The organism is Oenococcus sicerae (genome assembly GCF_004102045.2).
GTDB lineage: Bacteria > Bacillota > Bacilli > Lactobacillales > Lactobacillaceae > Oenococcus > Oenococcus sicerae.
This window is the reverse complement of the sequence record NZ_CP029684.2, coordinates 1,615,099-1,628,599: the sequence shown is the minus strand read 5'-3', so window position 1 is coordinate 1,628,599 and position 13,501 is coordinate 1,615,099. Positions and strand designations below refer to the sequence as shown.

General features: G+C 43.0%; 14 protein-coding genes. 13 read left to right on the top strand and 1 reads right to left on the bottom strand.

The genetic code is table 11. The annotated features are described in order from the left end of the window. The first annotated feature begins 28 nt into the window (after nucleotides 1-28). The 3 genes from DLJ48_RS08310 to arcA all read left to right on the top strand — a co-directional run bounded on the left by DLJ48_RS08310 (nucleotide 29) and on the right by arcA (nucleotide 3,463). Nucleotides 29-682: a histidine phosphatase family protein gene (locus DLJ48_RS08310; RefSeq protein WP_128687000.1), complete on the top strand. Its 654-nt coding sequence runs from the start codon at nucleotides 29-31 to the stop codon at nucleotides 680-682. A gap of 11 nt (nucleotides 683-693) precedes the next feature. Next, nucleotides 694-2,115 carry an NCS2 family permease gene (locus DLJ48_RS08305; protein WP_128686999.1) on the top strand — a complete coding sequence of 474 codons (1,422 nt, stop codon included), beginning with the start codon at nucleotides 694-696 and terminating at the stop codon, nucleotides 2,113-2,115. 103 nt (nucleotides 2,116-2,218) lie between these two features. Beyond that, a complete protein-coding gene (arcA, locus tag DLJ48_RS08300) occupies nucleotides 2,219-3,463 on the top strand; it encodes an arginine deiminase (RefSeq protein ID WP_128686998.1) in 1,245 nt (414 codons plus the stop codon). 70 nt (nucleotides 3,464-3,533) lie between these two features. Here arcA and DLJ48_RS08295 read toward each other — a convergent pair whose 3' ends face one another. Beyond that, complete coding sequence (locus tag DLJ48_RS08295) at nucleotides 3,534-3,890, bottom strand: metal-sulfur cluster assembly factor (protein ID WP_128686997.1); 357 nt, start codon at nucleotides 3,888-3,890, stop codon at nucleotides 3,534-3,536. 209 nt (nucleotides 3,891-4,099) lie between these two features. Between DLJ48_RS08295 and nrdD the strand changes: the two genes are divergently transcribed. The 10 genes from nrdD to DLJ48_RS08245 are packed head-to-tail and all read left to right on the top strand — an operon-like array spanning nucleotide 4,100 to nucleotide 13,480. Continuing rightward, nucleotides 4,100-6,301, top strand: coding sequence for an anaerobic ribonucleoside-triphosphate reductase (gene nrdD, locus DLJ48_RS08290; RefSeq protein WP_128686996.1), 2,202 nt, complete (start codon nucleotides 4,100-4,102; stop codon nucleotides 6,299-6,301). Between the two features lie 9 nt (nucleotides 6,302-6,310). Then, nucleotides 6,311-6,931, top strand: a complete 621-nt coding sequence (gene nrdG / locus DLJ48_RS08285; RefSeq protein WP_128686995.1) for an anaerobic ribonucleoside-triphosphate reductase activating protein — start codon at nucleotides 6,311-6,313, stop codon at nucleotides 6,929-6,931. A gap of 18 nt (nucleotides 6,932-6,949) precedes the next feature. Then, complete coding sequence (gene sufC, locus DLJ48_RS08280; protein WP_128686994.1) at nucleotides 6,950-7,723, top strand: Fe-S cluster assembly ATPase SufC; 774 nt, start codon at nucleotides 6,950-6,952, stop codon at nucleotides 7,721-7,723. After that, nucleotides 7,716-8,981 (top strand): SufB/SufD family protein, encoded by a 1,266-nt coding sequence (locus tag DLJ48_RS08275; RefSeq protein ID WP_128686993.1) that lies wholly within the window; start codon nucleotides 7,716-7,718, stop codon nucleotides 8,979-8,981. The genes sufC and DLJ48_RS08275 overlap by 8 nt, the downstream gene beginning before the upstream one ends. Continuing rightward, nucleotides 8,971-10,218: a cysteine desulfurase gene (locus DLJ48_RS08270; protein WP_128686992.1), complete on the top strand. Its 1,248-nt coding sequence runs from the start codon at nucleotides 8,971-8,973 to the stop codon at nucleotides 10,216-10,218. The genes DLJ48_RS08275 and DLJ48_RS08270 overlap by 11 nt, the downstream gene beginning before the upstream one ends. Then, nucleotides 10,215-11,603, top strand: coding sequence for a Fe-S cluster assembly protein SufB (gene sufB / locus DLJ48_RS08265; protein WP_128686991.1), 1,389 nt, complete (start codon nucleotides 10,215-10,217; stop codon nucleotides 11,601-11,603). Before DLJ48_RS08270 ends, sufB begins: the two co-directional genes overlap by 4 nt. Before the next feature lie 9 nt (nucleotides 11,604-11,612). Beyond that, on the top strand, nucleotides 11,613-12,047 hold the full coding sequence (sufU, locus tag DLJ48_RS08260) for a Fe-S cluster assembly sulfur transfer protein SufU (RefSeq protein WP_128686990.1): 435 nt from the start codon (nucleotides 11,613-11,615) through the stop codon (nucleotides 12,045-12,047). 55 nt (nucleotides 12,048-12,102) lie between these two features. Further along, complete coding sequence (locus tag DLJ48_RS08255; RefSeq protein WP_128686989.1) at nucleotides 12,103-12,408, top strand: hypothetical protein; 306 nt, start codon at nucleotides 12,103-12,105, stop codon at nucleotides 12,406-12,408. Nucleotides 12,409-12,420: 12 nt separating this feature from the next. Then, on the top strand, nucleotides 12,421-13,095 hold the full coding sequence (locus DLJ48_RS08250; RefSeq protein WP_128686988.1) for a 5'-methylthioadenosine/adenosylhomocysteine nucleosidase: 675 nt from the start codon (nucleotides 12,421-12,423) through the stop codon (nucleotides 13,093-13,095). A 40-nt stretch (nucleotides 13,096-13,135) separates the two neighbouring features. Beyond that, complete coding sequence (locus DLJ48_RS08245) at nucleotides 13,136-13,480, top strand: hypothetical protein (protein ID WP_128686987.1); 345 nt, start codon at nucleotides 13,136-13,138, stop codon at nucleotides 13,478-13,480. The last annotated feature ends 21 nt before the right edge of the window (nucleotides 13,481-13,501 follow it).

The window sequence follows — 13,501 nt, the reverse complement described above, 5'->3', positions numbered from 1 at the left end:
TGATTCGTTTAACTGTATTCTATTAACTATGAAAAGAATTTTTATCGTTAGACACGGCCGAACTGAATGGAACTTAGAAGGCAGATTTCAGGGGGCCAACGGTGATTCACCGCTGCTAGAGTCTAGCAAGCAGGATTGCCAGGACCTAGCTGGTTTTTTGGATAAATTTGATTTTACAACTGTCTATACCAGCCCGATCAAGCGCGCCAGGAGAACAGCAGAGATCACGTTAGCCGATACAGCTAACTATGCGAAAACAGCGATTATTGACGATAAAAATTTTCGTGAGCTATCCTTTGGTGATTGGGAAGGTCTGACTAGAGAACAAGTAGCAAAAAAATATCCGCAGTTATTCGATGAATTGATCCGTCGACAAGATGATCCGCGCTTAACGGCTTTTGGTGTTGAAAATTTTGCCAAAGCACGACAGCGTTTTAAAGACGGCATCATCAAGCGCAGCAGACAGCTTAACGAGGATGAAAATTTATTGATCTTCTCACACGGTTCGATCATTCAATTAGGTATCAAAGCATTGACCGGAGATGAAAGTCTGTCTTCATTAAAAAATACTTCGACGACGATCCTACAGACGATCGATGACGAGCATTTTACGATCGAAAGTTACAATGAGGTCGCTTATTTAAGCAACGTTAACAGCAAAGGCAACACAACACTTATTTAAAAAGAGGAATTATGTTTCATTTGGAAAAGTACCAGACAACTATTAAACGGGAGATCATTGCTGGACTAACGACTTTTGTATCAATGGTCTATATCTTCTTTTTGAATCCACAGATTTTGGGTCAGACCGGCATGCCTAAACAAGGTATCTTTTTAGCTTCGATCATCGTATCCACGATCGGGACTTTATTTATGGGATTATTTGCTAATGTACCATTTGCTTTAGCACCTGGCATTGGTATGCAGGCATATTTCACCTATACGATCGTTTTTGGCTGTCATTTTCATTGGCAGCAAGCCCTGGCGATCGTCTTTTTGGTGGGTATTTTTGATTTGATCATTACGCTTAGTCATGGTCGCCGAGCAATTGTTAAGGCGATTCCGGAAGAATTAAAAGCCGCAATTGCCGGGGGTATTGGCCTGTTTGTCGCGTATATTGGTCTTAAAAATGCCGGTTTTATCAATTTTATTATTGGCAAGGAAGATATTATTTCCGGCTGGGGGACGTCATCGATGGTTGGCAATGGCTCTGTTACCCCGGAAATGGCCAATTTTAACCAACCGGCCGTGATTTTGGCTTTGATCGGTCTTTTGATTTTAATTGTTTTAGTATTGCGAAAAATTCCGGGTGCTTTTTTGATTTCAATGATCGTGACCACACTGATCGGTATCCCAATGGGCGTTACAAATACGCATATAGAATGGGGTGCTTCCTTATCAACAACTTTTTCTGAATTTTCCAAAGTCTTCTTAGCTTCTTTTTCGGGCCAGGGGATGCCGACTTTGTTTAACAATTGGCATGACTTTCTATTGACGCTCGCGACAGTCTTTGCAATGGGATTGACAGGTCTGTTTGATGCGATCGGGACTTTGCTGGGAATCGGCGAGCAGACGCAGATTTTTACAAAAGAAGATCAGCGCGAATTTGCAGAAAACAAATCAGGTTTTAAAACCCGCATGGATCGGGCACTTTTAGCGGATACAGTGACAACGACCAGTGCTGGCCTGCTAGGTACTTCTAACACGACGACTTTCATTGAATCAGCTTCTGGTATTGCGGCCGGAGGTCGGACTGGTCTGTCTAATCTAGTGACCGCTGCTGCCTTTTTATTAACTATTTTCTTTGCACCTTTTGTTTCCGTGATTCCAAACGCTGCAACCTCGCCAATTTTGATTTTGGTTGGTATCTCGATGATGAGTGAATTTAAGAAAATCGAATGGGGCGATATGGAGGTCGCGATCCCAGCCTTCTTTACTTCTGTCTTTATGGCGCTTTCTTACTCAATTTCTTACGGCATTGCAGCTGGTTTTATTTTTTATATCTTTGTTAAGATGGTTAAAGGCAAATTTAAGGAAATCAATCCCGTCGTATTAGTGATCAGTCTGATGTTTTTAGTGAATTTTATTTTGATCGCTTTCCGTTTTGCCAACTGAGTTGTCAGATAATTTGACAGATTTTGCATGGAAATTGCGAGAACGATGTTTAATGAGCAACGGGAAATCTTCCTGAAAAAATCATTAAAAACGAGGAGCAAGTATGACAAATGAAACATTACCGATCAATGTTAATTCAGAAATTGGTCAACTCAAACAGGTCATTTTGCACCGTCCGGGTCACGAAGTCGAAAATTTAATGCCGGAAACAATGAAATCACTGCTTTTTGACGATATTCCTTTTTTGCCTCAAGCACAAAAAGAACACGATGCCTTTGCAGCAATTTTGACAAAAAATGCTACGGAAGTTTTATATTTAGAAAAATTAGCTGCAGAAGCTTTGCAAACGAGCCCACAAGTCAAAAGAGACTTTCTGAAGCAATTGTTGAGCGAGTCTGCTTTTAAAAGCGGTGATACTTACGATCAACTGACAGATTATTTGCTTGATATGCCGGCACAAGCGATGGTGAACCAGATCATGGCCGGCATTCGACGCGGCAAAATTCAAACATCGGCAAATAGTCTTTCTCGTTTTGTTAATGACCAGACCCGACCCTTTTTAATTGATCCAATGCCGAATCTTTACTTTACGCGTGATCCAGCCGCCGCTATTGGTCACGGATTAACGATCAGCAGCATGACTTTTCAAGCTCGCAGACGCGAATCGCTTTTCATGCAGTTGATCGTGAAACATCATCCACGTTTTGCTGATCAGCCGATCCATATATGGCGAGACCGCGATCAAGGAACACGCCTTGAAGGTGGTGATGAGCTGGTTCTGTCCAACCACGTGCTTGCGATCGGCATTTCTGAACGCACCAGTTCTGAGGCGATTCAGGATTTGGCCAAAAGTTTATTCAGCGCTTCTGCTTACGATACGATCATTGCGATCCAGATCCCGCATGCCCATGCGATGATGCACTTGGATACGGTTTTCACAATGGTTAATCGCGATCAGTTTACTGTTTATCCGGGGATTTTCAATGAACAGAGAAAAATGCCGATTTTTGTTTTGCATCAGGATCGAGGAAATAGTATCAAAGTTGAACATTTTGATGATCTTGCTGCTGTCTTGAAAAGGGAATTGGGGCTTAGCGAGCTTGATCTGATTCTGACGGCTGATGGTGATCCGGTGGCTGCAGCTCGTGAGCAATGGAACGACGGCTCCAATACTTTAGCGATCGCCCCGGGTGTCGTCGTAACTTATGACAGAAATTATGTTTCTAATCAAGTTTTGCGAAAACATGGTGTGAAGGTCTGGGAAATACCATCAAGCGAATTATCTCGTGGCCGAGGCGGGCCGCGTTGTATGAGCATGCCGATCTACCGTGTAGATCTAAAAGCCTGAATTCAGTTAGCAAAAAAAGCAGTTTTCCAAACAACTTTAGAAAACTGTTTTTTTATTCGATCCTAAGAATTTAAAGAATGCCTAAAGTCATTTTTGCTACACGAGACATTCGCTTTGGATCCCAATCGATTCTCGGATCGATCTGCACGAAAACTTTTTTAAAAGAGCTATTGGCTAAAACGGCTTGTTCAACGATCGTCTGCAATTCTGCAGATAGCGGGCAGCCGAGTATGGTCAAAGCCATGATAATGCGAAGCTGACGGTCATCATCTTGTGTAGTCGCTTGCAGGCTATAGATCAGGCCTAGATCTTCGACACTGATACCCATTTCCGGATCGATCGCCTGTTCCAAGGCTGAAATAACGGCCTTAAATTCACGATTAGTTAAAGATTGTTGTGTATTTTCAACTAAAGTATTCTCATTCAAGATTAATCACTATTTTTCTTAAAAATTAATAAAAATTTAATAAATTCTCACTTAGCAAAATTTATTTTAACGAGATAAGATTAGCATCTTTCCGGCGTGGTATCTAGATTTTTCGAAAAAAATGGCAAAATAGTCAGAATTTTTTGATTGAACCTTGTTATTGAATCCACTATGATTGAGCTTAATCAAAAAGTAAGGAGCGAGATAAGATGACAAACCAAAACAATAATTTAACAACGACGGCCACTGCCATCAAAATTCAAGAAGTCAACGGTAAAATTTCTGAATTAAAGATCGATCAGCTGCAACAGACGCTTTTACAGGCCAACCAGCAGTTAACCGACCCGATCGATGAACAATCAATTAAAGACCTTGTTGACGAGATTTTGACGCAGTTACCATTTTTTGATGATTCGTCCGTCAGCCGGCAAGCTGTTAACGAGACGATCTTAGCAGTCCTAAAAGAACGGCATGATTTAAAACTGGTGAAGGCTGTTGATGATCTGCTGATGGCTAAGCAAGTGGACGCCAGTCAGGCGACTGATATTAGTTTTATGATTCAGCGCTTGCTGGATAAAGATGCTAGCATCGTCAATGAAAATGCGAACAAAGACAGCCAGGTCTTCAACACACAGCGTGATCTGACCGCTGGTACAGTTGCCAAGGCGATCGGATTAAAAATGCTGCCGCCAAAAGTAGCGGCTGCCCATTTATCTGGTGATATTCACTGGCATGATTTGGATTATCAGCCATACAGTCCGATGACCAATTGCTGTTTGATTGATTTCAAGGAAATGCTGACAAATGGCTTTAAGATCGGCAACGCTGAAGTTGAGTCGCCGAATTCGATCGGGACTGCTACAGCACAAATGGCACAAATTATTGCGAACGTTGCTTCCAGCCAATACGGTGGCTGCTCAGCGGATCGGACCGATGAATTGTTAGCACCTTTTGCCGAAAAAAATTATGACAAGAATTTGGCCGAAGCAAAAAAGTGGATTGACGGCGAAGACAAGCAAAATGCTTTTGCCCGCCAAAAAACTGAAAAAGATATTTACGATGCAATGCAGGGTCTAGAGTATGAGATTAATACGCTTTATTCTTCTCAGGGCCAGACACCTTTTACAACGGTTGGATTTGGTCTAGGCACAAGCTGGATCGAACGTGCGATCCAAAAAGCGATTTTGCAGATTCGTATCCAAGGCCTGGGCAAAGAACGCCGGACAGCTATTTTTCCAAAATTAGTCTTTACGATCAAACGCGGCTTGAATTTAAAGCCCGGTGATCCAAATTATGACATTAAACAATTAGCGATTGAATGTGCAACTAAGCGCATGTATCCAGATGTGTTGATGTATGACAAAATCGTTGAACTGACAGGCAGTTTTAAAGCACCGATGGGTTGCCGTTCGTTTTTGCAGGGCTGGCATGATGAAAATGGCCAAGAAGTCAATTCTGGTCGGATGAATTTGGGCGTTGTGACAGTCAACTTGCCGCGTATTGCTATGGAATCAAAACAAGATCAGAAGAAATTCTGGGATATTTTTGAACAGCGTATGGATGTATGCAAGCAAGCTTTGCTGTTTAAAATCGCACGTGCCAAGCAGGCTAATCCAGATAATGCACCGATCCTTTATGAATACGGGGCATTTGGCAAACGGCTGAAGCGCGGCGATTCGATCGACCAACTATTCAATAAATCTCGGGCCACCGTTTCATTGGGCTACATTGGTCTTTATGAAGTGGGTACGGTCTTTTATGGACATGCTTGGGAACATGATCCGCAGGCTAAGGCGTTTTCGGTGCAGATCGTCAAATCTTTGTGGGAACACTGCAAGGCTTGGGAAGCGGAATATGGCTATCACTTCAGCGTTTACAGCACACCAAGCGAAAGCTTGACTGATACTTTTTGCCGCTTGGATACCAAAAAATTCGGAATCGTGAAAGATATTACGGATAAAGAATATTACACGAATAGTTTTCATTATGATGTTCGAAAAAAAATCACGCCTTTTGAGAAGATCGACTTCGAAAAAGATTATCCGAAATATACTGCCGGTGGATTTATCCATTATTGCGAGTATCCGAATTTGAAACAAAATCCCAAAGCACTTGAAGCTGTTTGGGACTATGCTTACGACAAAATTGGTTATTTGGGCACCAATACACCAATTGATCAGTGTTTTGAATGTGGCTTTAAAGGAGAATTCGAGGCCACAGCGCGTGGTTTTAAGTGCCCAAAATGTGGTAATACGGATCCAGCAACTTGTGATGTTGTTAAGCGGACTTGTGGTTATTTGGGTAATCCTTTACAACGGCCGATGATTCATGGCCGGCATCAAGAAATCGTATCGCGCGTTAAACACATGACATTGGGAAATGATGCGACAACTAGTGCGCGTCAAGGATAGAGGCTGTTGATGAGCGAAGAAGAAAATAAAGCGATCAGAGTTAAACATCATCAGCACCGTCAACGCTTGCCGCTAGATCCTAAACCACAGGAGTGGCTGGCTAAAGATTTAAGTCTTGATTACGTTGCTAGTTACAAGCCCTTTAATTTCGTTGATGGGGAAGGTGTTCGCTGCAGTTTATATGTTAGCGGCTGCAAATTCAATTGCCCTGGCTGCTATAACAAAGTTGCCCAAAGTTTTCATTATGGTCAGCCTTATACAAAAGATTTGGAAGATCAGATTATTGCTGATTTAGGCCAGTCCTACGTTCAGGGTCTGACTTTACTGGGCGGCGAGCCTTTTTTAAACACACATGTTTGTCTGCAGTTAATTGATCGAATTCATGAAGAGTTCGGCCACACGAAAGATATTTGGTCTTGGACCGGCTATAAATGGGATGAATTGCAGTTAGAGTCCGATGATAAAAAAGCCTTATTGAGTAAACTGGATATTTTAATAGATGGTCGTTTTTTAGAGGCCGAAAAAGATTTAACTTTGCAGTTTCGAGGAAGTGCTAATCAACGTATTATTGATGTTCAAAAATCTTTAAAAGCAGGAAAAGTCGTTATTTGGGATCGTTTAGTTCGATAGAAAGTGAGAAATAAGCCGATGGCAACGCTGGAAATTAAGAATCTGCATGTTCAGGCAGAAGGAAAAAAAATATTAAAAGGCGTCAATTTATCGTTGCCGGCTGGCGAAATACACGCAATTATGGGTCCCAACGGTACTGGCAAATCGACGCTGTCCGAAACGATCATGGGTCGGTCAGGCTATGAGGTCACAGAAGGTGACATTCTGTTAGATGGTCAAAGTATTCTGAATTGGTCTGTAGATCAAAGAGCCCGACAGGGGCTTTTTTTAGCGATGCAGTATCCTCAAGAAATTCCTGGTATTACAAATGCGGAATTTATGCGAGCTGCAATGAATGCCAGACGTCCCAAAGCAGCAGCGATCAGCGTGCGCGATTTTTTAAAGAAATTAGACGAAAAAATGAGCTTGTTGCAAATTCCTGCTGATATGGCTGAACGCTATTTGAATGAAGGTTTTTCTGGCGGTGAAAAAAAACGCAATGAAATTCTGCAATTATTGATGTTGGAACCTAGTTTTGCCATTTTGGATGAAATCGATTCCGGCTTAGATATCGATGCTTTGACGATTGTTGCTCAAGGGGTCAATTCGCTCAGAGGTCCGCATTTTTCTTCTTTGATCATTACTCACTATCAGCGCCTGCTGGATTATATTGTGCCTGACGTTGTTCACATTATGATGGCTGGCCGCATCGTTAAGACTGGTGGACCTGAGCTAGCATCTCAATTAGAGAAAACCGGTTATCAAGGTCTTCGCCAGCAACTGGGCCTAGCTGAGGAAGTGACAGATGACTAGGCCGATCGCAGCTGATCTTGTGACACGTTGCCGACAAAGAGCCATTCTTGATCATGAGCCTGAATGGCTGATTCAGCAGCGTTGTCAAGCTCTGTTGATGAGTCAAGATCTGGATTGGCCAAAATATCCGCGTGTTTCTAGAACACTTTTTTCTCGTCCAGTTATGCCCAGCCAATCTCGGATCCAACAGCAAAAAGCAGTCATTTCAGATCAGCAAACGATTAAAGTGACGCAAAAAAATATGTCGACTTTAACGATCACTGTTTCCCAGCAGCTGCAGGAAAAGGGTGTTCTTGTCATGGATCTTGCCGCCGCAGCCGCTAAGCAAACAGCTTTGGTACGATCTTATTTAACTCGCAAACCAAGTGACCGGATCTCAGCTTTACATGCTGCTTATTGGAATTGCGGCCTGTTTATTTATCTACCCGATCAGCTGCACTTATCAGCTCCGATCGAACTATTGCTGCAGATCGACAGCGCCGCGGAGATCGAACAGCACATTTTGCTCGTGACCGGTGCAGACGTGCAAGCATCGATCCTGCAGATCACAAAGACTACAGCTGATGGCGTTTCGACGCGATTGAATAGTGTTTTACAACTGATCGCTGGTCCGGACAGTCGTTTAGCGTGTTTTGCTGTGGATCAATTACAGCATTCAACAACCAGTTACATTAATCGTGAGAGTCATCTGGCAGCTAATGCTCAGGTAGATTGGCTTTTGGCCGAAATGAATTTAAATAATTTGATCGCTGACTGTGCGGCGACTTTAGAGGGCGACGGTTCCAAAGCCGATCTACGCGTCGTGAGTTTAGCTGATCGCAAACAACAGCAGGTTTTAATGACGAAACTCATTCATATTGGAAAACATACGACCGGCCAGATCAACCAGCGGGGTGTCATTTTGCAGCAGGGACGACTGATCTATAATGCGATCGGTAGAATTATCAAAGGTGCACATGCTGCTAATTCAGAGCAGACCAGTCGTGTCTTATTGTTGTCGCCGACTGCAAACGGCGATGCAAATCCGATTTTATTGATAGACGAAAACGATGTTGAAGCTGGTCATGCTGCTAGTATTGGCCGTGTCAGTCCACAACAGCTTTACTATTTGATGAGCCGCGGTCTCTCGGCTTCAGCTGCCCGCCGTTTGCTTGTAAAGAGTTTTTTTGATGATTTGCTGAATCAATTGCCGATCGCAAGTGTTCGAACGGAGTTAAATCAGTTATTGGAAAAGAGGTTATCGGAAAATGGCGAATAATCCATATCTGGCTGACTTTCCGATTCTAGCAAGGAAAGTCAACGGCCATCAACTCTGTTACTTGGATAATGCGGCTACCAGTCAAAAACCCCAAGTGGTTATTGATCGGATCAATCATTACTATACAGATGAGAATGCCAATATTCATCGTGGCACACATACGTTGGCCCAACAAGCTACCCAAGCTTATGAAGCGGTTCGTGATCATGTGCAGCACTTTTTAAATGCGGCTTCTCGTGAAGAAATTGTTTTTACACGTAGTACGACTGAAGGCTTGAATTGGCTGGCTCGGCAGTGGGGCCTGAGTCATTTGCAAGCCGGTGATGAGATCGTTATTTCGCTTTTGGAACACCACAGCAACTTAGTGCCTTGGCAGCAGGTCGCAAAAAAAACTGGTGCGCATTTACGCTATTTGGCGGCCAACCAGCAGGGTCTTATCGACTTGGCAGCGGCCGAAGGAATAATTAATGCCAGGACGAAAATTGTTAGTATTACTCAGGTTTCTAATGTGCTCGGCAGCCGGCAGCCGATTAAACAATTAACTGCCTTAGCTCACGAACATGGTGCAGTCATGATCGTGGATGCGGCCCAAAGTGCACCGCATATGGCGATTGATGTTCAGGATCTGGATTGTGATTTTATGGCTTTTTCTGCGCATAAAATGTTAGGCCCGACAGGCGTTGGTGTTTTATATGGCAAACAAGCGTTACTTGATGATATGTCGCCAGAATTTTACGGTGGCGAAATGGTTGAAGAGGTCACTGAACAATCAGCGACTTTCAAACAAGGCGCCTTGCGTTTTGAAGCTGGTACGCAGAACATTGCTGGTGTCATTGCTTTTGGTTCTGCACTGAGCTACTTGCAGCAGGTAGGCTTTGAGCAGATCGAAAACCAAGATCGTCAACTGGTCAGTTATGCTTGGCCGCGTTTGCAAAAATTGAACGGTGTTCAGCTTTATGGTTCAAACGACCCTAGTGATCATAATGGCATTATTTCATTTAACTTAGATGGCCTCCATCCGCATGATGTTGCGACTATTTTCGATGATGAGGGGATCGCGATTCGTGCTGGTCAGCATTGTGCCCAGCCTTTACTGCATTATTTATCGTTATCGGCGACTTGCCGGGCTAGCTTTTATTTCTATAATACGATCGAAGATGTTGACCGTTTGTTAGCTGCCATCGTTGATACGCAGCATTTTTTCAATCGCCATCTTTCTAGGGAGTCTCTAATATGACTGATTTTGATAGGCAAACAAATTCTGAATTTCATGATGATTTTCAGCCGGTATATTCAACCGGAATTGGTCTTAATGAGCAAATCGTGCGCGAAATTTCCGCTGCCAAACACGAACCGGACTGGATGCTCAGCTACCGGCTTCATGCCTTTGCAATTTATAAAAAATTGTCGATGCCGGATTTTGGTCCAGATCTGACAGATTTGAAACTTGATCAGCTGCATTATTTTCAACGTGCGACCGATAAAAAATACCGTGATTGGAACGATGTTCCTGCCGGTATCAAGGCGACTTTCGATCGTTTAGGCGTGCCGCAAGCTGAACGGCAATATTTGGCTGGCTCAAGTGCCCAGTATGAGTCGGAGGTCGTATATCACAATATCAAGGAACAATTTTCACAGCAAGGAATTATTTTCACGGATACAGATACAGCTCTTCAGCAGTATCCAGCCTTGTTCAAAAAGTGGTTTGGCAAACTCGTCGCACCAGCAACGAACAAATTTGCTGCTTTAAATGCAGCTGTCTGGTCTGGCGGTTCCTTTATTTATGTACCTAAGGGTGTTCAAGTTAAAACACCGATGCAAGCTTATTTTCGCATCAATGAGATCAATACCGGTCAATTCGAACGTACGCTGATCATTGTTGACCAAGGTGCCAGCATTAACTATGTTGAGGGTTGTACGGCGCCGCGCTACGATTCAGACAGCCTGCACGCAGCTGTTGTAGAAGTGAATGTTGCTAAGGATGCTTATTGCCGCTACACAACGATTCAAAATTGGTCGAACAATGTCTACAGTATGGAGACTAAGAAGGCCGCTGCAATGGAAAACGCCACGATGGAATGGATCGACGGCAACCTGGGTTCAAAAATCACGATGAAATATCCGTCAGTTTATTTAAACGGTCAAGGTGCTCGCGGCACGATGCTATCAATTGCAGTGGCTGGTGCCGGTATGGACCAGGATAATGGTGCCAGAATGATCCACAATGCTGCTAATACGTCATCAAGTATTATTTCTAAATCAATCTCAAAAGATGGCGGTGCAGTCGATTATCGCGGCACTGTGCGTTTTGGCGAGCATTCTCAAGGATCTAAATCTCATGTAGAGTGCGATACGATCATCATGGATGACAAATCGTCTTCCGATACGATCCCGATCAATGAGATCCACAATGGCCAGATCAGTTTGGAACATGAAGCACGCGTTTCCAAAATATCCGAAGAACAGTTATATTATTTGATGAGTCGCGGTATTTCTGAGGCGGCCGCCACGCAGATGATCATTATGGGATTTATTGAACCTTTTACAAAAAAATTGCCAATGGAATATGCAGTCGAATTGAATCGCTTGATTGAATTTCAAATGGTCGGTTCGATCGGTTAGGATTTTAAAATGACTTTAGCAGGATTAGATCAATTATATCGACAAGTAATTTTGGATGCAGCTGTTGATCCCACATATCGCGGCCAGCTGACAAATGCTACTGATGCACAGGCAGCTCATAATCCGAGCTGCGGTGATGTTTTGGAAGTCCAGGCTCAGATCCGAAATGATCAAATCGTGGCCGTTTCTTTTCAAGGCAGCGGCTGTACGATCAGCCAAGCGTCAGCTAGTTTGATGGCCGAACTTGTGGCAAATCAGTCAATTAATAGTGTTGAAAAAGCAATCAAACAATTCAAAGCAATGATTTTAGGTCAAGAAGCTGATCTAGATCAGCTCGGGGATGCTGGCGTTTTTAGTTCGATCAGCCAATTTCCAACACGAGTCAAATGTGCAGCATTAGCTTGGGACGCCTTGGATGAATTATTAAAAAATCAGCGATCGTGATCGCTTTTTTTGTATTTCGACGGCAAAATAACCGCGTCTTTTGTATGATTGACCTATGTCTTTAAAGGACAAAGTCAACAATTGGGTCGATAAAGAAAATAGTAAAGATGATTCCGAAGCATATTCACGCGAACAAAAGCGGGCAGAACGCAGCAAAGAGAAATCTCGAGTCATTACACCTGTTGAACCTGAATATGATCAAGAATTCAAATTAACTAAAAATGGTAAATTCGAGCTCGGGTCAAACGGCAAACTAACGGCCAAGGGAAAGTCCCAAAGACTTAAATATCGCTTAAATATCGCTATTTTCGGCCTAATTGCCTGCATTATTCTTTTGTATCTTTACTTTATTTTATCTTGAGGAGTCTTGACAATGAAAATCGGAATTATTACACCAATGGAACAAGAAAAGCGCCAATTATTGGCAGCTTTGGATCATATTAAAAGCGTTACGATAGCTGGACAGGATTTTTCTCAGGGACAAATTTATGGCAAAGATGTTATTTTGACGGAATCCGGAATCGGTAAAGTACAGGCGGCTATGGCAACAGGCGTTTTGCTGGATCGCTATCAGCCTGATCTGGTCGTTAACACGGGCTCTGCCGGCGGTCTAGCAACTGGTTTGCACATCGGCGATCAAGTGATCGCTGACCGTTTGGCACATCATGATGTTTATAATACGAAATTTGAAGGGTCAGTTGGTTACGTCCCTGAAAAACCGCGTTTTTTCGAATCTGATCCGCAGTTAGTCGAAGATTTTAAGAAGGCTAATCCGCAGGCTAAGACAGGACTTGTTGTGACGGGTGATTCCTTTGTCACAGGCAGCATGAAAACTCAGATCATGGCTAATTTTCCCGAAGCTTTGGCTGTTGAAATGGAAGGGGCCGCTGTTGCGCAGGTTGCTTATGATTTTGCGACACCCTTTGTTGTTTTGCGAGCAATTTCTGATGCAGCTGATGATCAAGCTGCTGGTACTTTTGATCAATTTATCGTCACTGCCGGTGAGAAGTCGGCAAAACTGCTGTTAAATTTCATTCAATCGCTTTAAATATCCAGCTATCGCTGCTTGGCCTTGATATAATTTAGACATGGCATTTGCAAATATAGTGACGGTTAAAAATGATCAAACCTATCAAATCAGCCCTGATATCAAGGCTTTTTCTTTGCTTGATCTTGGATTTATCAAAAACAACGCAGGCACTTTTTCACATACGATCGCTTTGGAACCAGCAAAGGGTTTTGCATCTTCACGCAAATTGAAACTGACTTTTGCCAAAGATCTCAGTGGTTTTAAAATTGCCTTATTAAGTGGTAACGAAGCTCTAAATGTGGATATTTTTTCCGATTCCAAAGATCAAGCCCTGGTTGAACAATATCATTACCAAATGCAACAGCTGTTGAAGCGAAAAGTAATCATGGCAGCTGAGGATTGAACAGCTTCTTATCATTTTTTA